The 19,330-nt window shown below is 65.8% G+C and carries 18 protein-coding genes; 9 read left to right on the top strand and 9 right to left on the bottom strand.

Annotated features, from left to right (window positions below; translation table 11 throughout):
• Nucleotides 1-5 precede the first annotated feature (5 nt).
• Entirely contained in the window at nucleotides 6-2,894 is a 2,889-nt protein-coding gene (locus tag H5V43_RS14115; RefSeq protein WP_025547914.1) for a TonB-dependent receptor plug domain-containing protein, read from the top strand.
• A 103-nt stretch (nucleotides 2,895-2,997) separates the two neighbouring features.
• Nucleotides 2,998-4,296, top strand: a complete 1,299-nt coding sequence (locus H5V43_RS14110; protein WP_025547916.1) for a spinster family MFS transporter — start codon at nucleotides 2,998-3,000, stop codon at nucleotides 4,294-4,296.
• Between the two features lie 3 nt (nucleotides 4,297-4,299).
• Here H5V43_RS14110 and H5V43_RS14105 read toward each other — a convergent pair whose 3' ends face one another.
• The 8 genes from H5V43_RS14105 to H5V43_RS14070 form a co-directional block, all read right to left on the bottom strand.
• Nucleotides 4,300-5,046, bottom strand: a complete 747-nt coding sequence (locus H5V43_RS14105) for an SDR family oxidoreductase (protein ID WP_025547917.1) — start codon at nucleotides 5,044-5,046, stop codon at nucleotides 4,300-4,302.
• 11 nt (nucleotides 5,047-5,057) lie between these two features.
• Nucleotides 5,058-6,056, bottom strand: coding sequence for an acyl-CoA dehydrogenase family protein (locus tag H5V43_RS14100; protein WP_025547919.1), 999 nt, complete (start codon nucleotides 6,054-6,056; stop codon nucleotides 5,058-5,060).
• A 3-nt stretch (nucleotides 6,057-6,059) separates the two neighbouring features.
• Entirely contained in the window at nucleotides 6,060-7,235 is a 1,176-nt protein-coding gene (locus H5V43_RS14095; RefSeq protein WP_025547921.1) for an acetyl-CoA C-acetyltransferase, read from the bottom strand.
• Nucleotides 7,236-7,253: 18 nt separating this feature from the next.
• The gene (locus tag H5V43_RS14090; RefSeq protein WP_025547922.1) at nucleotides 7,254-8,432 is read right to left on the bottom strand and encodes an acyl-CoA dehydrogenase family protein; all 1,179 of its coding nucleotides are present in this window, start codon (nucleotides 8,430-8,432) and stop codon (nucleotides 7,254-7,256) included.
• 4 nt (nucleotides 8,433-8,436) lie between these two features.
• Complete coding sequence (locus tag H5V43_RS14085; protein WP_025547924.1) at nucleotides 8,437-9,585, bottom strand: thiolase family protein; 1,149 nt, start codon at nucleotides 9,583-9,585, stop codon at nucleotides 8,437-8,439.
• Nucleotides 9,582-10,004 carry a Zn-ribbon domain-containing OB-fold protein gene (locus tag H5V43_RS14080; protein ID WP_025547926.1) on the bottom strand — a complete coding sequence of 141 codons (423 nt, stop codon included), beginning with the start codon at nucleotides 10,002-10,004 and terminating at the stop codon, nucleotides 9,582-9,584. The genes H5V43_RS14085 and H5V43_RS14080 overlap by 4 nt, the downstream gene beginning before the upstream one ends.
• 66 nt (nucleotides 10,005-10,070) lie before the next feature.
• Nucleotides 10,071-10,868 (bottom strand): helix-turn-helix transcriptional regulator, encoded by a 798-nt coding sequence (locus H5V43_RS14075; protein WP_025547927.1) that lies wholly within the window; start codon nucleotides 10,866-10,868, stop codon nucleotides 10,071-10,073.
• A 2-nt stretch (nucleotides 10,869-10,870) separates the two neighbouring features.
• Nucleotides 10,871-11,488: a TetR/AcrR family transcriptional regulator gene (locus H5V43_RS14070; protein ID WP_025547929.1), complete on the bottom strand. Its 618-nt coding sequence runs from the start codon at nucleotides 11,486-11,488 to the stop codon at nucleotides 10,871-10,873.
• A gap of 118 nt (nucleotides 11,489-11,606) precedes the next feature.
• Here H5V43_RS14070 and H5V43_RS14065 point away from each other — a divergent pair, with 118 nt between their 5' ends.
• Nucleotides 11,607-12,359: an SDR family NAD(P)-dependent oxidoreductase gene (locus H5V43_RS14065; protein WP_025547930.1), complete on the top strand. Its 753-nt coding sequence runs from the start codon at nucleotides 11,607-11,609 to the stop codon at nucleotides 12,357-12,359.
• A gap of 13 nt (nucleotides 12,360-12,372) precedes the next feature.
• On the opposite strand, the gene H5V43_RS14060 is transcribed toward H5V43_RS14065, so the two are convergent.
• Nucleotides 12,373-13,062 (bottom strand): carboxymuconolactone decarboxylase family protein, encoded by a 690-nt coding sequence (locus H5V43_RS14060; RefSeq protein ID WP_025547932.1) that lies wholly within the window; start codon nucleotides 13,060-13,062, stop codon nucleotides 12,373-12,375.
• Between the two features lie 169 nt (nucleotides 13,063-13,231).
• Between H5V43_RS14060 and H5V43_RS14055 the strand changes: the two genes are divergently transcribed.
• Genes H5V43_RS14055 through H5V43_RS14030 form a run of 6 tightly spaced genes read left to right on the top strand, consistent with a single transcriptional unit; the run spans nucleotide 13,232 to nucleotide 19,307 of the window.
• Nucleotides 13,232-14,119, top strand: coding sequence for an SDR family NAD(P)-dependent oxidoreductase (locus tag H5V43_RS14055; protein ID WP_025547934.1), 888 nt, complete (start codon nucleotides 13,232-13,234; stop codon nucleotides 14,117-14,119).
• Entirely contained in the window at nucleotides 14,116-14,868 is a 753-nt protein-coding gene (locus tag H5V43_RS14050; RefSeq protein WP_025547936.1) for an SDR family NAD(P)-dependent oxidoreductase, read from the top strand. Before H5V43_RS14055 ends, H5V43_RS14050 begins: the two co-directional genes overlap by 4 nt.
• Nucleotides 14,865-16,025, top strand: coding sequence for an acyl-CoA dehydrogenase family protein (locus tag H5V43_RS14045; RefSeq protein WP_025547937.1), 1,161 nt, complete (start codon nucleotides 14,865-14,867; stop codon nucleotides 16,023-16,025). The genes H5V43_RS14050 and H5V43_RS14045 overlap by 4 nt, the downstream gene beginning before the upstream one ends.
• Nucleotides 16,022-17,461 (top strand): DUF1254 domain-containing protein, encoded by a 1,440-nt coding sequence (locus H5V43_RS14040; RefSeq protein WP_025547938.1) that lies wholly within the window; start codon nucleotides 16,022-16,024, stop codon nucleotides 17,459-17,461. Before H5V43_RS14045 ends, H5V43_RS14040 begins: the two co-directional genes overlap by 4 nt.
• On the top strand, nucleotides 17,458-18,528 hold the full coding sequence (locus tag H5V43_RS14035; protein ID WP_025547940.1) for a phosphotransferase family protein: 1,071 nt from the start codon (nucleotides 17,458-17,460) through the stop codon (nucleotides 18,526-18,528). The genes H5V43_RS14040 and H5V43_RS14035 overlap by 4 nt, the downstream gene beginning before the upstream one ends.
• Nucleotides 18,525-19,307 carry an enoyl-CoA hydratase/isomerase family protein gene (locus H5V43_RS14030; RefSeq protein ID WP_025547942.1) on the top strand — a complete coding sequence of 261 codons (783 nt, stop codon included), beginning with the start codon at nucleotides 18,525-18,527 and terminating at the stop codon, nucleotides 19,305-19,307. The genes H5V43_RS14035 and H5V43_RS14030 overlap by 4 nt, the downstream gene beginning before the upstream one ends.
• Nucleotides 19,308-19,330 lie beyond the last annotated feature (23 nt).

Here is a 19,330-nt window from a genome sequence, read left to right as displayed (position 1 = left end):
GAGAGATGATGACAAGGTTCAAGATTGGCCGATTGGCGCTTCTTTCGGGATGCGCGTTTGCCGGGATCATCGTGCAGGCCCATGCGCAAACGGCGGCGACGGCGACGACCGAACCGCAGTCGGCGGAGGATGCCGCCGCGCCTTCCACGCGAGACATCATCGTTACCGGAACGCGCGTCGTGCGCGACGGCTACAACCAGCCGACGCCCGTCACCGTCGCGCCCACCACGGAGCTGGAGAAGGCGACCCCCACCAACCTCGCCGATGCGATCAACAAGCTGCCGCAATTCGCCAACTCCGTCAGCCCGCAGTCGAACAGCCAGTTGCAGGGCAATAGCGGCGAGCATGGCAATCTGCTCAACCTGCGCGGCGTCGGCCCGACGCGCGCGCTGATCCTGCTCGACGGCATCCGCGTGCCGCCCACGACCTTCCGAGGCGCGGTGGACGTCAACACGATTCCGCAACTGCTGATCCAGCGCGTCGACGTCGTGACCGGCGGCGCATCGGCGGTCTACGGCTCCGACGCCGTCAGCGGCGCGGTCAACTTCGTCCTCGACAAGAAGTTCGAAGGCGTGAAGGGCGTCGCGCAGCGCGGCGTATCGACCCGCGGCGACCTCGGCAACTATCGCATCGGCATTGCGGGGGGCCTCAGCTTTGCGGGCGATCGCGGCCATATCCTCGCCTCGGTCGAGCGTTTTCACAGCGATGGCATCAAGCGCAGCGCGCGCATCTATGGTGACGACGCCTATGCGGCCGTGGGTTCGGTCCCCGGGTCGACCGCCGCACCGGGCCGCGAGGCAAACCCGTTCATCTTCCTGCCGAACCTGCGTTTCACGACGAACGACTATAATAACGGCATCATCCTGACGAGCACCGTGCCCTCGCTCACCAATAACATCTTCCTGCCGGGCGGCGCGGTGCGGCCCATCCAGCGCGGCACCGCCACTGGTACGCCGGGCACCAATGTGGGCGGCGACGGCCTTTATATTCCCGGCTTCAACCAGTTGATCGCGCCGCTGACGACGACACAGGGCTTTGGCCGCCTGGCCTACGACCTGACGGACGGGCTGACGGCGCATGTCCAGGGCAGCTACTCGCGCAGCGTCACCAGCTACGATACGCAGGCCCAGTCCGTACTCGGCTTCCGCTTCTTCAGCGGCAACGCCTTCCTGAACCCGGCGGTCCAGGCGCAAATGGGGCCGAATGACAGCTTCACCGTCTTCCGCTTCATCGGTGAGCAGGGGCCGATCCCGACGCGGGAGGCGACCAATGCCTATCTCATCAACGGCGGCCTTGAATGGAACCTTGGCGGATGGAACGTCACCGCCGACTACACCCATGGCAAGTCCGTCACCAAATTCGCCCAGACGCAGGTCGAGATCCCCAAGCTGGCAGCGGCGCTGGACGCGGTTCGCGGTCCGAACAATTCGATCGTCTGCCGCGTCACGCTGACCAATCCCGGCCTCTATCCGGGGTGCACGCCGCTCAATGTCTTCGGCGCGGGAACGCCCACGACCGCCGATCTGCAAACCGTCCTTGGCGTATCCCGTTACCGCGCCATGAACACGACCGACGACTTCGTCCTGTCGGCGCGCGGGGATCTTTTCGAGCTTCCGGCAGGCCCGGTCACGGTCGCCATCGGCGGGCAATATCGCAAGCAGAAGCTGGACCTGACGTCCAATTCCGATCCCGCCGTGCCGGTGGACTTCACCGGGCTGCGGGGCATTCCGGCCAATCGCATGACCCGCTTCAACAACACCAATGTCGGCTCGGCCTTCGGCAAGCTGAACGTGAAGGAAGTGTTTGCCGAAGCGCAGGTTCCGGTATTCAAGGGCCAACCCTTCGCTGAGGAGCTGAGCCTCAACGGCGCTTTCCGCCTGACCGACTACAGCACCAGCGGAAGCGTCAAGACCTGGAAGGTCGGCGCGGTCTACAAGCCGATCCAGGACGTGATGTTCCGCGTCACGCGCTCGCGCGATATTCGCGCGCCCTCGCTGTTCGAACTGTTCGCGGGCGTTCAGACCGCGCCGGTGAACTTCAACGACCCTCACACCGGCCAGCCGGGTTCGATCCGTCAATTCAGCGGCGGCAACCCCGACCTCGATCCCGAAACCGGCGATACGTTCGCGGCAGGCGTGGTCCTCAGCCCCAGTTTCCTGCCCGGCTTCGACGTTTCGGTCGATTATTACGACCTCAAGATCAAGGGCGCCATCGCCACGCAAGGGCTGAACGATGTGGTCAACGAGTGTGAAACGTCGAATGGCACGTCGCCGACCTGCGCCCTTATCGAAAGGCCGCTGCCGTTCAGCGACCGGTCGGCCGCCAACTATCCGATCTCGGTGAGCCTCATCACGCAGAATATCAGCTTCCTGCGCACCAGCGGCCTCGACATCACCATGTCGTACCGGACCAAGCTGGGCGATGGCGAACTCACGCTGCGCGCCTTCGCCAACTATCTGGACCGGTACAAGACGCAGACCAATTCCATCGCGCCGGTGATCGATTATGCCGGCCATGGCGTCAACAGCCAGACCGGCTATGCCTATCCCAAGTTCAGGGGCACGCTCAGCGCCAATTACACCAATGGGGGCCTCACCCTGTTCGTGCAGGAATCGATGATCGGCAAGGTGACCATCGGCAACCTCAAGAACGATCCGACGTCCTTTTATGCGGTCCCGGCGATCAAGCCGGTCTTCTACACCGACGCCACGGCATCCTATAAGTTCGACGTGCGCGGGGAGCCGGAACTGTTCGTGACGGCCACTAACCTGTTCGACCGCAAGCCGCCGCTGGTCGCCGCAGCCGCCGCGCCGGGCCTTCTCTATCCGACCCTGTTCACGCTCTACAACGTCGCCGCGCGCACGCTCACGGCGGGGGTCCGTTTCAAGTTCTGATGGATTGCCGAACGGACTGCCCGCAAGGGAAGTTCGATAGTCTGGAGAGGCTCGCCCAAAGTGGGCCTCCCTTCAATCCCGGAGCCATTCAAGAGGTAAACGCATGAACAGCCCTCCCATCGGACTCACCGCCCCGCCGACGACCTCCGCCGCCGGGTTGCGCCGTACGATGCTGGTCATGCTGGGCCTGGTTTCGATGTTCAACTATATCGATCGCACGGTCCTGTCGGTGCTTCAGGAACCGATCAAGCGCGAACTGGGGCTAAGCGACGGCCAGCTCGGACTGCTGACCGGCCTTGCCTTCGCGCTGTTCTACGCGACGCTGTCCCTTCCGATCGCGCGTCTGGCGGATCGCTTCAATCGCCGCAACATCATCGCCGCCTCGCTCGCCACCTGGAGCGGCATGACGGCGCTGTCGGGCCTGGCGACCGGTTTTGGCTCTCTGGTCGCATTCCGCATCGGCGTCGCGCTGGGAGAAGCGGGTTCCGTGCCGGCTTCCCATTCCATCATCGCCGATTACTACCCGCCCGAAAAACGGGTGACGGCGCTTGCCCTGTGGGGACTGGCGCTCCCGGCCGGGATCATGCTCGGCTATGCGTCGGGCGGCTGGATCGCCTCGGCGCTGGGATGGCGTCTTGCCTTCGGGGTGATCGGCGTCGCGGGGCTGGCGCTGGCGCCGATCGTCCTGCTGCTCGTGCGGGAGCCTGCGCGGACGGGGTCAGGCCCTTCGATCCGAACGGAAAAAGCGCCGCCCCTCGGTGAAGCCATGCGCTTCCTGTGGCGGTTGCGGACCTATCGTTACATGCTGATCGGAACGACCCTTCACGCCTTCGCCCAATATGCGATGATGAGCTGGTCCGCGCCCTTCTACATGCGCGTCCACCACATGCCGCTTGCCGACGTCGCCTCCTGGCTGGCGCTGATGAACGGGCTGGGCGGCGGCATCGGCATCTATCTGGGCGGCCGCCTGTCGGACGCGGCGGGATCGCGCGATCCGGCGGGCCGCGTCTGGGTGAGCGCCGCCGCGATGCTCCTGATGGTGCCCGCCGCGCTGGTCCAGTTCCTGATTCCTTCGCTGACCGCGTCGCTGGCGTTCGGCTTTATCGCGACCATGCTGATGTTCTTCTATTATGGCCCGATCATAGGCGTCCCACAGTCCGTCGTTCCGCCGCGCATCCGGGCACTTACGTCGGCCGTGACCCTGCTGGTCTTCAATCTGTTCGGACTCGGTCTGGGGCCGGCGGTGACGGGGTTCCTCAGCGATTATCTGGCGGCGGCGGATGGGATGCACGACACATCGCTGCGTTACGCGCTTTCGGCTGTGGTGCTGTTCTCGCTCGCGGGCGCCGGCAGCATCGCCTGGGCATCCCGCTTCTACGCGGACGATCTCAAACGGCAGTGAGTCTCACGCCACCGTCCGGCCATTGTCGATCACGATTTCCGCGCCGTTCAGCCGAGCGGACTCGTCCGACACCAGGAACAGGACCAGGTCGGCGACATGCTCCGGCTGCCCCTCATGCCTTTGGGCGGCTTCGCGCAATCCGGGCGCGGCGAAGCGATAGGCCTCGCGAACCATCTGCGTATCGTGCGAGCCGGGGAGAACCACATTGGCGCGAACCGGATAGTCCTGCTGCTGGCAATGCACGATCAGGCTGCGCGTCATGGAGAGTACGGCGCCCTTGGCCGCGCTATAGGCGAACACCGCCGGATTGCCCCGGATCGCGGCCACGGACGCGATGTTGACGATCGATCCCGCCCCGCTGGCCGCCAGCGCCGGCAGGCAGGTCCTGCATCCCAGAAACGTCCCTTCCGCCGAAACGGCCATCACGCGGCGGAATGCCTCCAGCGACGACTGCTCGACCGTTTCGAAGGCGGCAATGCCCGCATTGTTGACCAGCGCATCGAGCCGGCCATGCGCCCGCATGATCTTCGTCAACGCGGCCTGCCATTGCGCTTCGCTGGTCACGTCCAGGCGGAGCGCCATCGCTGCCGGAAGCGTCTCGACGACCCGTTGCGCCTCCTCCTCGTCAACATCGGCGACGACCACCCGCGCGCCCTCGCGCGCCAGCGCTTCGGCGTCGGCCTTGCCCAGCCCCTGCGCCGCGCCGGTCACGAGGACGACCTTCCCCTCAACCCTGCCCTTCTTCGCCATGGCCGATCCCTTCAGGCCGCCAGGGCGGCACGGGCGGCGGTTCCACCGCCATGGAGACGCGACAGCAGCAGCACGCGCCGCAGCCCACGCCCGACCGCAAGTTCATCGGTCACACCCATGCCGCCATGCAACTGCACCGCCTCCTCCGCGAGTTTCAGGGCAGCGTCGCCAATATAGGCCCTTGCTGCCGTCACGGCCCGGACCCGTTCTTCCTCCTCGGCCAGGGCCGATTTCAAAAGCAAAGATCGGGATTGCTCCAGCCAGGTGTACATCCGGGCGCAGCGATGCTGCACGACCTGAAAGCTCGCGATCGGCTTGCCGAACTGGTGGCGCTGCCCGACATAATCGACGGTCAGGTCAAGCAAGGTCGCCATCGCGCCGACCAGTTCGGCGACGATCGACAGGCCGGCCAGGGCTTGAGCCTCTGCCCACGCGCTCCCCGGAATCGTGAGCGGCACGGCCTGCACCGCATCGAATCGCACATGGGCTGCCATGCCGCCGTCGACCAGACGAACCGGCATCCTGCGGACGCCGCTGTCCTGCCCATCGACCAGCAGAAGCGCGCCCGCTTCCGTCTCCACGACAAAGGCGTCGGCATCCATGCCGTCCCGGACGATGCCCGCCGATCCGCAGAGCCTGCCGTCCATCATCGCACCTCCCGGCGCAAATGCGAGCAGAGCCTCCCCTTGCATCAGCCTGTCGCCCCAGCGCTCGGCCACAGGATCACCAGCGATCGCCCGGCCGCAGAGCAGAACGGCTTCGGTCAGCGGCGTGATCGCAAGGGCGCGCCCCATCTCTTCGGAGACGATCATCACCTCCACCGCGCCGCCGCCCAGGCCGCCTGCCTGCTCCGGCGTCAGCAGGGCGAAAAGACCGAGTTCCCCCAATGCGCGCCAGTCGTCGGGAGACATCGGCCCTTTCGCCATGGTCGCCGCGTCATAGCGGTCAGCCAGAAAGCGGCGGACCATGTCGCGGACCATCACCTGCTCATCGCTGAGCGCGAGGTTCATGGCTCAGAGCACCTCGATGATCGAGGCGTTGGCGATGCCCCCGCCCTCGCACATGGTCTGAAGGCCGTAGCGCTGGCCCCGCGCCTTGAGCGCATGGATGAGCGTCGCCATCAGCTTCGTGCCCGTCGCGCCGAGCGGATGACCGAGCGCAATCGCGCCTCCATTGACGTTCAGCCTCTCCGGGTCCGCGTCCAGCGCCTTCATCCATGCCAGGGGGATCGACGCGAAGGCTTCGTTCACTTCGAACAGATCGATGTCCTTCATCGTCATGCCGGCGCGGTCGAGAACCCGCCGCGTCGCCGGGATCGGCTCCTCCAGCATGATGACCGGATCGCCCGCTGTGACCGCCAGGTTGACGATGCGGGCGATGGGCGTCAGGCCATGCGCCTTGACGGCCGCTTCGGACGCGACGAGCACGCCGCTCGCGCCGTCGCAGATCTGGCTCGCGGTCGCCGCCGAAAGCGTGCCGCCCTCGCCCAGCAGCTTGACCGAACCGATCGACTCCATCGACGCATCGGCCCGGACGCCTTCGTCGCGGTCGTGGATCGCCTGCTCCCCTTCCGCCGTGACGATGGGCACCGGCACGATCTCCCTGTCAAAGGCGCCCGCATCCATGGCCGCCGCCGCCTTCCGGTGGCTGGCGAGCGCGAACCGGTCATGATCGTCGCGGGTGAAGCCATATTTGTCGGCGATCATCTGCGCGCCTTGAAACTGGCTGAACATCTCCACGCCATAGCGCTTCTGGATCGCCTCGGAGAAGGGGTTGGCGCCGATGCCGCCCGCCTTGGCCAGCGTAATGGGGGAGCCCATCGGCACACGCGTCATGCTCTCGACGCCACCGGCGATCACGATGTCCTGAAGGCCGGACATGACCGCCTGCGCGGCGAAATGCACCGCCTGCTGGGACGAGCCGCATTGCCGGTCGATCGTCACCGCCGGCACGCTGTCGGGCAGGCTGGACGCGAGCACGATGTTGCGGCCGAAGGCGAAGGTCTGCTCGCCCACCTGGCTGACGCAACCGATGATCACATCATCGATCGCGGCCGGATCAACGCCCGCATCGGCGACCAGCGCGTCCAGCACGAGGGCGCCAAGATCGGCGGGGTGCCACCCGGCAAGCCGGCCATTGCGGCGGCCACCGGCGGTGCGGCGTGCGGAAACGATATAGGCTTCAGGCATGATGCATCCTTCTTGTGTCTAGAGGCCGAGGGCGGCCTTCGCGATCAGGGTGAGCTGGATTTCGCTGGTGCCGCCGAAGATCGACCAGGCGCGGGCGTTGAGGTAGCGGGCAGCCGCGACCTGCGCTTGCGCCGAACCGACCGGAGCGGGCATGTCGTCGCCGTAGAAGGGACGCTCGACCGGCAGTTGAAGACCGGCGAGGCCGAAGACGTCCACCGCCAGCGCCTCAACGCCCTGCCGGATTTCGGACGCCAGCAGCTTGGTGGTTAGGCTGCGCGGGTCGGGCGCGGCGCCATGCTCGATCTCGATCAGCGTCCGAAGCTCTGTCATCTCCAGCGCTTCCGCCTCCAGTTGGAGCCGGATGGCGCGATCCGCCAATTCGCCGGTCAGCGGGCCCGCCGATGTCCGCAACCGGGCAAGATCAGCCAGAAGCGCCGGGGCGAAGCTGGACCCGCCCCGCTCATTCTCCAGCAGGAACTTGGCGATCGACCAGCCTTGCCCTTCGTCGCCGACGCGCTCCGAGACCGGCACCCGTACTTCATCGAGGAAGACCTCGTTCAGTTCGTGATCGCCCGATGCGCTGAGGATCGGCTTCACCGTCACGCCGGGCAGCGCCATGTCGATCAGCAGGAAGCTGATGCCCTGCTGCGGCTTCACATGCGGGTCGGTCCGGACCAGGGCGAACAGCCGGTTCGCATATTGCGCCTGCGTGGTCCAGATCTTGTGGCCCGACACGACATAATGATCACCGTCGCGCACGGCGCGGGTGCGCAGGCTTGCAAGGTCGGAGCCGGAGCCGGGTTCCGAAAACCCCTGCGCCCATATATGCTCGCCCGTGCGCAGGCGCGGGAGATAATGATCCTTCTGCGCCGGGGTGCCATAGGTGTACAGCACCGGCCCCACCAGCTTCAGGCCCATGCCAGGAAGGACAGGAGCGCCTGCCTCCGCACATTCCTTCTCGAAAATCCAGCGCTGGACCGGCGTCCATCCGGGCCCGCCCGCATGGTCCGGCCAGTGATAGACGAGCCATCCCTTCGCTTCCAATATCGCCTGCCATTCGCGTGCGATGTCGGGTTCAGCGAAGACGCCGGATGTCAGCGCGGCACCGCGCCGCAATTCGGGCGAAAGCGACGCGGCGAGGAAAGCACGCACCTCCTCGCGGAACGCATGCTGCTCTTGGCTAAGCGCCAGGTCCATGGCGTCAGCGCTCCACGATGGCGACGGCGGAGACGCCCGGTGCGCCATAGACATGGCTGTAACCGAGGCGCAGCCTGCCCGGCGCCTGTCGTGCGCCCGCCTGCCCGATCAACTGCACATAATTCTCATAGACCTGACGAAGCCCCGACGCGCCGATCGGCTCCCCGCAGGCCAGGCACCCGCCATCGGTGTTGACCGGCAGGCTGCCGTCGATCCGCGTGCGGCCCTCAGCGATCCATGCGGTCTGCTCGCCATCGGCGCAAAAGCCATTCTCCGCCATGTGCATGATCTCGGCCCCCGCCTCCGTGTCCTGAAGCTGTGCTATGTCGATGTCCTCCGGACCAACGCCTGCCATCTCATAAGCCGCTTGGGACGCGACGCTGGTCGGTGAACCGCCACGCTCCAGATCGAGCGCTGGAGAGAAGACCTCGAACGATCCGGGGGGCCGGGTGCGGACCGCCGCGGCACGCAATCGCACGGCTGGCAGGCCAAGTTCGCGCGCTTTCCTGCCGCTCGCCAGCAGCAGCGCCACCGCGCCTTCGCCCGGCGAGCAGAACATGAATTTGGTGAGCGGGTCGCTGACCATCTGCGAATGGAGGATGGTGTCGATGTCCACGGCTTCGCGCCGCCAGGCATGATCGGCGAGAACGCCGTTGGCGAACGCCTTCTCGGCGACCGCACCCAGCATGTGCGGGGTGATGCCATGGAGGCTCATATAGCGCTGAATCTTCATGGCGAAGAATTGGGTGGTCAGCATCAGCCCCGTCTCGCCATACCAGTCCGGCAATCCCCAGTCCGCCGGCAGGGGCGAGAAGGAGCCGCGCGGGTGCTTGTCGAAACCTACCGCGAGGCCAAGATCGAACTCGCCGGACTTGATCGTGCTGTAGGCGCCGAACATGGCCGACCCGCCGGTCGCGCAGCCGTTGGCGACGTTGATGAAGGGAATGCCGGTAAGCCCCAGTTCCGACACCATCGTGTCCGCATTGCCGGCGGCGTCCGATCCGCCGAAGGCGAACTGGACATCGCGCCATGCCAGCCCCGCCCGTTCGAGCGCCTGGCGGACGGCGAAGACGCCCTGCTGCAGGCCCGAAAGGCCGGGCGTGCGGCCGAAAGGATGAATGCCCGCGCCGATGATGAAGACGTCTTCGCTCATGCCCCAACCCCCTTGTCCGGCGCGAAGCCGAAGCTGGTGCGCAGCGTTCCGTCCGTCATCTCGAAAGGCAGCGGCACGACGCGCATCGCCATGCCAATTGCCAGATCATCGAACGCCACATCGACCAGACGCCCCTCGACGATCAGCGCTCCATCCAGATCGACATAGCCCACGGCATAGGGCTCGAACGCTTCCGGGCCGGCATAGGGCGGCGACTTGGGGCGGAAGCGCTGGATAGTCCACGACCAGAGCCGGCCTGTGCGCGGCAGCAGGACGCGCTCGTAGCGCGGGTCGTCTTCCGGTCGCGCCGGAAAGCACAGGCGATTGGTTGCCCGCTCTCTGGAGGCAAACAGCACAATGCCCTCTGCATCGGGGCAGATGAGGCCGTCGGCTATCGGAACAGGCAGGGTGTCAGGCATCTCTTGTCTCCTTCCGGAGACATAGCGCCCGACCGTTCGGTCGGCTTCTGACCAATGCGACAGGGGTTAGTTTATCATGCCCAGAAAGCCGAGCTGCGCCGCCTTGAACATCGTCTGGTCGCGGTTGACCGCGTCCAGCTTCACGGATGCCGATCGGATGTGGAATCGCACCGTGGTGCGTTGCAGGCCCAGGATGATGCCGATTTCCTCGTTCGTCTTTCCGGCAGCCGCCCAGCGCAGGCATTCCACCTCGCGCTTGGTCAAGGATATGCTCCCCAACCCGGGCCGCGCCCGCGCCGTCACCTTGACATAGCTTTGGACAAAGGCCCGCGCGAGCACGGCCAGGGCGTCCGCGGCGCAGGCATAGGCATCGGACAGGTCGTTGGCCTCCGGCTCGGGCGAGAGGAAACTGGCTGCGCCGATCTGCCCGAACGGCAGGTGGATCGGAACCACGATCGCGGCCGCCGTCATGGCCCGGATGCGGAAATCATGCAGGTCGATCACGTCGAGCAGCGGGTTGGGCAGGCGGGTGAAAAAGCCATGCGCGTTGCACCAGAACGGCTCCGCCTCCACCCGGCAGGCGTGAACGATGGGCGAGGAAAGGGCAAGCTGAGGCACCTCCCACCAGCGCGACTCCTCGCCGCGAAATCCGAAAACCTCGCTTGCCAGCACGGCGCCATTCCCGTCGCGCATCGGTTCGCGGGAGGCCACATTATGCGTGACCGCCGTGCGCAGCCCGCAAAGGTCCATTACCGCATCGCGCAGCCGCTCCGCCGCCGGTCCTATGCCCCCCGGCTCCGAAAAGCGGACCGCGTCGATCAGGGCGGCGGACGGCATCGTGCAGGAGTGGCCGGCAGCGAACATGATCAGCGGCCCTTCAGGCTCAGCCCCTCGAAAAAGGGCTGGCAGATCGCGTCGGCGACATCCTCGGGCGGTCTGCGCTTGGCCAGGGGAGGATACCATTTATAGGCCCAGTTGCACATGCCGAGGAAGCCCAAGGTGGTGAGTCCCGGGTCGCACGGGCGGAAATGGCCGTTCGCTATCCCCTGTTCGATGATGCCGCGCACCCGCTGCAGATAGGCGTTGCGCTGCGCCCGGATATGGTCGCGCATCTTGCCTTCCAGATCTTCATAATGGTCCATGAACGCCCGGACATAACCCGGATGCTCCGCGATCTGCCGCAGTATGTCGATGCATGCCGCGCGCAGGCGGCCCAGCGGATCGTCCGACCCCCCTTCCTCGTCGAGACCCGCCAGAAGCGCGCTCATATGGGCGTCGTGCATCGCGAAGAGGATGGCGTTCTTGCTGGGAAAATAATGGTAGAGCGTCGGCTTGCCGAGGCCCACCTCATCCGCCAGCATCTGCATCGACGCCTTGTGATATCCCACCCGGTCGAACAGCGTCGCGCAATGCCTCAATATCTCGTTGCGCTTCTCGTCATGCGCCTCGGTCGTCTGCCGTTTCTTTGTTGCTTCTCGCGCCATCGCCGGCTCTGTTCCCTGTTCTGCGTCCTACCTCTCACAAAGGTAAGTCGACCGTCTGGTCGGTTCCTCCTAGGGATGGCGGCTGGATGAAGAGAATGCAAGCGCGAGGGAGCGGACAATGCAAGTTGAGGGCAAGACAGCGCTGGTCACCGGAGCGAGTTCGGGTTTGGGCCGGCATTTCGCTCGTCTGCTGGCGCGGGAAGGGGCGACGGTCGTGATAGCGGCGCGCCGAGTCGACGCGCTCTCGGCGCTCTCCGATGAGATTGGGCGACAAGGCGGCACATGCATTCCCGTCGCCATGGATGTGACCGATCCGGACGCGGTCGCGGCGGCCTTCCGGCAAATCGAGCGCGACCTTGCGGCGCCTCTCTCCATCCTCGTCAACAATGCAGGCGTAGCCCACATGCGTGCGGCGCTCGATCTCAGCGCGACCGAATGGTCGCAGGTGCTCCAGCCCAATCTGACCGGCGCCTTCCTCGTGGCCCAGCAGGCGGCGCGCATGATGCGGGGCGAAGGCGGGACGATCGTCAACGTCGCCTCGATCCTGGGGGAACGCGTGTCCAAGGGGCTGGCCGCCTATGCCGCCAGCAAGGCCGGCCTCATCCAGTTGACGAAGGCGCTTGCGCTGGAATGGGCGGCGTTCGACATCCGGGTCAACGCTCTGGCGCCCGGCTATATCGAAACGGACCTCAACCGCGACTTCTTCGCATCCGACGCAGGTCAGCGGCTCATCTCGCGCATCCCGCAGAAGCGACTGGGCCAGATGCAGGATCTGAACGGGCCGCTCCTGCTGCTATGTTCCGATCAGTCGCGCTACATGACGGGGGCGGTCATCGCGGTGGATGGCGGGCACCTCGTCAGCGGTCTTTAAGGACGGACGACCCTCACGCATCCATCGCGGTCGCGCCGATGACCCAGGCGGACAGGCCGGCGGTCGGCACGGCGCAGATCACCGCTTCGGCCACTGCTTCCTCGCTGGCGCCGGCGGTGCGCGCGCCCTTCATGTGAACGGACGCCCATGAACTATAATCGGCGACGAGGACGGTGACGAGCAGCAGTTCCGCATGGACAGGCCCCAGCGCCGTCCCCGACAAAGTCCCCTCGCGCATGAGATAATAGGCCTCGGCGCCAAGGGGCTTGACCTCGAACAGCTTGCCCAGCGAAGGGGGCATGGTGCCGAAATATTGAAGGAAATTGGCCTGCGCCGCGCCATCTTCCACCACCATGTCGTCGTCGGGCCAATCGGGATCGACGGCTTCGGGGTAGATTTCCCGGAAAAGATCATGGAAGCGCAGCGACGCCCCCTCGCCGCGCACGCTTGCCAGGATTGCGATCGCCGCGCCGGCCTCCGCCTCTGTAAGACCGGCCGCCCGGGCTTCGGCCAGTTCCCGCGTCGCAAGTTCCCGATAGCCCTTCATCGTGGCGGCGCAGGCGACGAACAATCGCTTCATCCGGGCGGGGACAGCGCCATCGGTATCGATGATCGCGCGCCAGCGGCGAAATCCCGCGACGGTCTTCGGGGCGTCGCGACGCAGGCGGCCAAGGCTGGCGAGCGGGGGCAGAAGATCAGTCATCGTCTCTCCGATAATGCATGGACCGTCCGGTCGGTTGAACATGGCTATGCCGCTTCGCGATCGCGGTCAACTTCTGATAAGGAGTTGACGTCCGACCGGACGGTCGACTACATCGCACGCTTATACAGGGCCGATCCCGGTTCGGCCGATGCGAGAGGAGCATGCCCGGATGAGGGACTTCAAGGGCAGGACGGCAGTCATTACGGGGGCCGGCAGCGGCATCGGCGCGGCGCTCGCGCATCTTGCCGCGCGGGAGGGGATGAAGCTGGTCCTCGCCGACATCAATCTTGCCGACCTTGAAGCAGTGGCCGGCACCATCGACAGCGCGGCCATCGCGCTCCACAGAACCGACGTGGCCGATCCGGAGGCGGTACAGGCTCTGGCCGACCTGGCATGGTCGCGCTTCGGCGAGGTATCCCTGCTGTGCAACAATGCCGGCGTCGTCCCCGGCGGCCGCCACCGGCTCGTCTGGGAATATGGGCTGGAGGACTGGCGCTGGGCCTTCGGGGTCAACATGGAGGGCGTGGTCAACGGCATCCGCAGCTTCGTGCCCCGGATGCTGGCCGAGGGACGGCCGGGACATATTCTCAACACCGCGTCCGTGGCCGGCTTCGTGAGCGGCGAAGGCTCCGCCGTCTATGGCGCGTCCAAACATGCCGTCGTCCGCATCACCGAAGCGCTCTATGCCGGCCTGCGTGAGCGGAACGCCCCGATCGGCGTCACGATGCTGTGTCCCGGCCTGGTCGCAACCCGCATATACGAAGCCGAACGATCCCGCCCTGCCCATCTGCGATCCAGTGACGGGCAGCCGGCGGAAGCCGCCGAGTTCCAGTCGATTTCGGATAATCTGTTCCAGAATGCCCCATCGCCTGAGGAAGTCGCCGCGCAGGCGTTCGACGGCATCCGGAATGACCAGTTCTACGTCTTTACCACGACCCGTTACGATCCGGTGATCGCGCAGCGGACGCAATCGATCCTTGCGCGGGAAAATCCGCTATTCGACAGCCTGATTTCGCTCAGCAAGGGCAAGGCTGACGCAGAAGAGGAAAGATCGTGAGCAGGCTTCAGGCGCGGATCGCGCTCATCACCGGCGCCGCTTCGGGCATCGGGCTCGCCACCGCACGGCGCTTCGCGACGGAGAGCGCGACACTCATCCTGGCGGACCGCAATGGAGATGCCCTGTCGGATGCGGCCAAGTCCCTGCCGGGCGACGGCCATGAGGTCGCCGTCATGGACGTCACCGATGAACAGGCATGGGTTGCGCTGGCGGATCGGATACGAACACGGTTCGGCACGCTCGACATCCTCGTGAACAATGCCGGGTTCGGCAAGTTCGCGTCGATCGCGGACACGACATTGGCGCAATGGCGCTCGATCATTGCCGTCAATCTCGACAGTGTTTTCCTGGGCACCAAATATATGATGCCGCTGCTCGCCGCCTCGGGCCGGGGCGCGATCGTCAACATGTCCTCCATTCGGGGCATCGTGGCCGGGGCGGGCACCGGCTCCTACAGCGCGGCGAAGGGGGGTGTCCGGATGTTCACCAAGGCGACCGCCCTCGAATGCGCTGCCGCCGGCAATGGCGTGCGGGCGAACTCCATTCACCCCGGTCACATCGCGACGCCGCTGACCGCGCCTGCCTATGCCGATGCGGAAACAGCCAGGAGCCTGCTGGCGGATGTCCCGCTCGGCCGGATCGGGGAAGCGGAGGAGATAGCAGATGGAATCCTGTTCCTGGCAAGCGACGAGTCCCGCTACATGACGGGCGCCGAACTTGTGATCGATGGGGGGAGCACCGCGCAATGACCGAGCGAGCGAACAGCATCGCCTCGAAGGTGGAAGCCTTCGTCCGGACCGTGGTCATTCCCTATGAAAAGGACAGTCGCCTCGGCTTCCATGGCCCGGAAGACGCGCTCGTTGCGGAGCTGCGCGCAAAAGCACGCGATGCAGGCGTGCTGACCCCGCATGTCCTGCCTGACGGATCGCATCTGACGCAGCGGGAAACGGCCATCGTCCTCATCAGGTCGGGCCTGTCGCCGCTCGGCCCCCTCGCCTGCAACACCGCCGCGCCTGACGAAGGCAATATGTATCTGCTCGGAAAGGTCGGCAGCGCCGAACAGAAGACGCGATTTCTCGCCCCCCTGGTGAGGGGCGAGGCGCGCTCCGCCTTCTTCATGACCGAGCCTGCCGAAACCGGCGGCGCGGGGTCCGATCCGTCGATGATGCAGACGACCTGCCGGCTCGACGGCAATCATTGGGTCATCAACGGCCGCAAGAAGTTCATCACCGGGGCGGAAGGGGCGCGCGTCGGCATCGTGATGGCCCGGTCGGACGAGGGCGCCTGCATGTTCCTTGTCGACCTGCCCGCCCCGGCGATCCGGACGGTGCGCGTGATCGACACGATCGACAGCTCGATGCCCGGCGGCCACGCGGAAGTCGACATCGTCGATCTGCGCGTTCCGGCGGACCAGATGCTGGGCGCGAGCGGAGAAGGCTTCGCCTATGCGCAGATACGCCTCAGCCCTGCCCGCCTGTCCCACTGCATGCGCTGGCTCGGCCTCGCGACGCGCGCGCAGGAAATCGCCACCGACTATGCCTGCCGCCGCCACGCCTTCGGCAAGCCGCTGGTCGACCATGAGGGCGTGGGCTTCATGCTGGCGGACAATCTGATCGACCTGAAGCAGGCCGAACGCATGATCGACTGGTGCGCGGGCGTTCTCGACACGGGTTCGCTCGGCACGGCGGAAAGCTCCATGGCGAAGGTCGCGGTGTCGGACGCGCTGTTCCGCGTCGCCGACCGCTGCGTTCAGGTGATGGGCGGGACGGGCGTGTCCGGCGACACCATCGTCGAGCAGGCGTTCCGGGAAATCCGCGCCTTCCGCATCTACGACGGCCCGACCGAGGTCCATAAGTGGAGCCTGGCCAAGAAGATCAAGCGCGACTGGAAGGCGGCGCAGGGATGAGCGCCGGACGATGGATGCCGGCCATGCGGCCGATGCTGGTCCTCCTGCCGATCCTTATGTCGACCGCTGGGCATGCCGAGCCAGCAAACTTCGCCGCGCCGGAAGCGCCCACTTCGCAAGTCGGATATGGCGACGACCTGCTGCCCAGGGACGAGAAGGACCGCGCCACCCTGCTCCGGACCGTCGCATTCGACGCGACCGTCTATGGCATGGCTGCCTATCTGCATTATGAGCAACTCTATCGGCAGGTGTTCGATCGAAGTTCGAGCAATTACACCGGATTCAACCGCTTCGCGCATGAGAGGAACCTGGCGGGGCCGGACTATGCCACCTTCAAGGTGCCCAATACGGACACGCTTTACTCCACGGCCTGGATCGACCTGAACAAGGGGCCGGTCGAAATCGACATCCCGGCCACGCAGCTCAAATATTTCACGCTCAACATCTTCGACATTTTCGGCAATCCCAGCAATCTCAGCAATCGCACGATAGGCGTCAAAGGCGGCCGCTTCCTGCTGGTGCCGCGCGGCTGGCGCGGCATCCCGCCCGCCGGGGTCACGGTCTATCCAGCCGCCACGACCCAGCTATGGATCCTGATGCGCGCCTTCGCCCAGTCCGACGCCGAAGTCCGGACCGCCCGTGCCTTTCAGGATGCGGTCCGGATCATCGCTCCGGAAGGCGAAGGGACGGCGGACTCTGATGGCGACACATCGCCACCACCACCCACCTCTGGCGCTATCGGCTATTTCCGGGCGCTCGACTATCTGCTTCGGGCCAATGGCTGGCAGCCGGGCGAGGAGGCGCTTGTGTCGCGATTCCGGCCGCTAGGCATAGAGGGCGACCGCCCATTCAACCCTGACAGGCTGACCCCAGCCATGCGAGCCGCAATCGAAAGCGGTTACGCGGAGGCGCTGGACATGCTCACACGCGCCAAGTCGCAGTTGGGCGAACCCACCGGCACGGGCTGGATGAAGGTCAACAAGGGCGTTTACGGTTTCAATTATCTGCGCCGGTCCGTCATCAACATGGCCGGCCTCGGCGCGAATGTGCGGGAGGAAAATGCGTCCTACACCACGTTCGCGGACGGCGATGGATCGGCGCTGGACGGCGCGTCGTCGCGCTACATGCTGCGGCTGCAAAGGCCTCCGCCCGTCAACAGCTTCTGGTCCGTCACCCTCTACGACGCGAAGACCTTCGCCCTTCATCCCAATCCGCTGCGCCGCTATCTGGTGAGCGACCGGACAAAGGGCCTGAAGGTGCAGAAGGATGGGTCGATCGAAATCCGCATCCAACACGCCGCATCCTCCGATGGAAACTGGCTTCCCGCACCGGCTGGCCCATTTTTCGTGGTGATCCGCGCCTACGGACCGAAGCCAGACATGCTGAACGGCCAATGGCTGCCCCCGCCCATTTCAAGGGAAGGCGACGCACGATGAATGCCCTGGTCGAAGACAATAGCGGCACCGCCGCCGTCCGCCCCGGCTATGAACTGGATCTGGGAGCGTTGGACGCCTGGATGCGCGCCCATGTCGCCGATTATGGCGGGCCGCTCAGGGTCGAGCAGTTCAAGGGCGGGCAGTCCAATCCGACCTACAAGCTGATCACGCCGGGCAAGAGCTACGTCCTGCGCAAGCAACCGCCCGGCCCCCTGCTCAAAGGGGCCCATGCGCTGGACCGGGAGGCGAGAGTGCTCGCCGGCCTCTCCGGGGCAGGATTCCCGGTCGCCGCCGTCCATGGCCTGTGCACCGACCCCGCGGTCATCGGCACGATCTTTTACGTCATGGACATGGTGGAGGGCCGCATCTTCTGGGATGCCGCGATCCCCGATGTGTCCGCCGCAGAAAGAGCCGCGCTCTTCGATGCGATGAACGCCACGATCGCCGACCTCCACAGCATCGATCATGTGGCCGCCGGCCTTGCGGACTATGGCCGACCCGGAAACTATTTCGAACGGCAGATCGCCCGCTGGTCCCGCCAATATCTTGAGGACGCGGAGGCGGGCCGCGATCCCTATATGGACAGGCTGGTGGAATGGCTCCCCGCCCACATCCCGCCGGGCGAGGAAACGAGCATCGTCCATGGCGATTTCCGCATCGACAATCTGATCTTCCACCCGACGCAGCCGCGCGTGCTGGCCGTGCTCGACTGGGAGCTTTCGACGCTCGGCCATCCGGGCGCCGACTTCGCCTATCACGCGATGATGTATCGGATGCCGCCGCATATCGTCGCCGGCCTGGGCGGGAGCGACCCGGCCGCACTCGGCATAGCCGATGAAGAGGCCTATCTCGCTGCCTATTGCCGGCGCCGGGGGTTGGCGGACATGCCGGGCTACGACTTCTATATCGCCTTCAACTTCTTTCGCCTCGCCGCCATCTTCCATGGCATCAAGGGCCGGGTCATCCGCGGCAATGCGTCCTCCGCGCAGGCGCGCGAGCGCGTCGCGGTGCTGCCGGAACTCATGCGTCTGGCGTGGCGGCAGGCGAAAAGGGCCGGCGCCCGATGAACAGCCCGGCCATCACGCTCGACATCAAGGACGGCGTCGCCTGGCTGACGCTGGCGCGCCCCGAAAAGCGCAACGCCGTCGATCCTGAATTCGCACTCCGCCTGCATGAACTGGCGGAGCACTGCGCGGCGGACCAGCAAATACGCTGCGTCGTCCTGACCGGAAGCGGCAAATTCTTCTGCGTCGGCGGCGACATCGATGCCTTCTCCGCGGCCGGGGAAGATGCCGAAGCGGCGGTCGGTGCCCTCGCGCACAGTTTCCATGCCGGCATTCATCGGCTTGCCACGATGGAAAAGCCTCTGGTCACCGCAATCAACGGCCCCGCGGCCGGCGCGGGGCTCAGCCTTGCGATATTGGGAGATATTGCGCTCGCAGCCGCCTCCGCGCATTTCACCTCGGCCTACAGCGCCGTCGGGCTGACGCCGGATGGCGGCGCATCATGGTGGTTGCCGCGCCTGATCGGGATGCGCCGGGCGCAGGAGATGCTGTTCACCAATCGACGGATCGGGGCGGAGGAAGCGGCGCAGTTCGGCCTTGTGACGCGCGTGGTCACCGACGATGCGCTCCGCGCCGAGGCGTCGACCGTCGCGTCGGCGCTCGCGAAGGGACCGATCCGCGCACTCGCCAGATGTCGCGCCTTGTTGATGGAATCGGCAACCGCCGACCTTTCCGCCCAGCTGGAGCGCGAAGCCGCCTCGATTGCCGAATCGGCCGGTGCGGCGGAGGGGCGGGAAGGAGTCGCCGCCTTCCTGGCGAAGCGACCGCCGCGTTTCATGTAACCGCAGGGCGATGGACAAAGCGC

The organism is Sphingobium fuliginis (assembly GCF_015074805.1).
In the GTDB taxonomy this organism is placed as follows: Bacteria; Pseudomonadota; Alphaproteobacteria; order Sphingomonadales; family Sphingomonadaceae; genus Sphingobium; species Sphingobium fuliginis.
This window is presented reverse-complemented; position numbering and strand designations above follow the sequence as displayed.

Coding starts and splice junctions, on each gene's coding strand:
- H5V43_RS14115 (WP_025547914.1), top strand. CDS start 6: ATGATGACAAGGTTCAAGATTGGCCGATTGGCGCTTCTTTCGGGATGC.
- H5V43_RS14110 (WP_025547916.1), top strand. CDS start 2,998: ATGAACAGCCCTCCCATCGGACTCACCGCCCCGCCGACGACCTCCGCC.
- H5V43_RS14105 (WP_025547917.1), bottom strand. CDS start 5,046: ATGGCGAAGAAGGGCAGGGTTGAGGGGAAGGTCGTCCTCGTGACCGGC.
- H5V43_RS14100 (WP_025547919.1), bottom strand. CDS start 6,056: ATGAACCTCGCGCTCAGCGATGAGCAGGTGATGGTCCGCGACATGGTC.
- H5V43_RS14095 (WP_025547921.1), bottom strand. CDS start 7,235: ATGCCTGAAGCCTATATCGTTTCCGCACGCCGCACCGCCGGTGGCCGC.
- H5V43_RS14090 (WP_025547922.1), bottom strand. CDS start 8,432: ATGGACCTGGCGCTTAGCCAAGAGCAGCATGCGTTCCGCGAGGAGGTG.
- H5V43_RS14085 (WP_025547924.1), bottom strand. CDS start 9,585: ATGAGCGAAGACGTCTTCATCATCGGCGCGGGCATTCATCCTTTCGGC.
- H5V43_RS14080 (WP_025547926.1), bottom strand. CDS start 10,004: ATGCCTGACACCCTGCCTGTTCCGATAGCCGACGGCCTCATCTGCCCC.
- H5V43_RS14075 (WP_025547927.1), bottom strand. CDS start 10,868: ATGTTCGCTGCCGGCCACTCCTGCACGATGCCGTCCGCCGCCCTGATC.
- H5V43_RS14070 (WP_025547929.1), bottom strand. CDS start 11,488: ATGGCGCGAGAAGCAACAAAGAAACGGCAGACGACCGAGGCGCATGAC.
- H5V43_RS14065 (WP_025547930.1), top strand. CDS start 11,607: ATGCAAGTTGAGGGCAAGACAGCGCTGGTCACCGGAGCGAGTTCGGGT.
- H5V43_RS14060 (WP_025547932.1), bottom strand. CDS start 13,062: ATGACTGATCTTCTGCCCCCGCTCGCCAGCCTTGGCCGCCTGCGTCGC.
- H5V43_RS14055 (WP_025547934.1), top strand. CDS start 13,232: ATGAGGGACTTCAAGGGCAGGACGGCAGTCATTACGGGGGCCGGCAGC.
- H5V43_RS14045 (WP_025547937.1), top strand. CDS start 14,865: ATGACCGAGCGAGCGAACAGCATCGCCTCGAAGGTGGAAGCCTTCGTC.
- H5V43_RS14040 (WP_025547938.1), top strand. CDS start 16,022: ATGAGCGCCGGACGATGGATGCCGGCCATGCGGCCGATGCTGGTCCTC.
- H5V43_RS14035 (WP_025547940.1), top strand. CDS start 17,458: ATGAATGCCCTGGTCGAAGACAATAGCGGCACCGCCGCCGTCCGCCCC.
- H5V43_RS14030 (WP_025547942.1), top strand. CDS start 18,525: ATGAACAGCCCGGCCATCACGCTCGACATCAAGGACGGCGTCGCCTGG.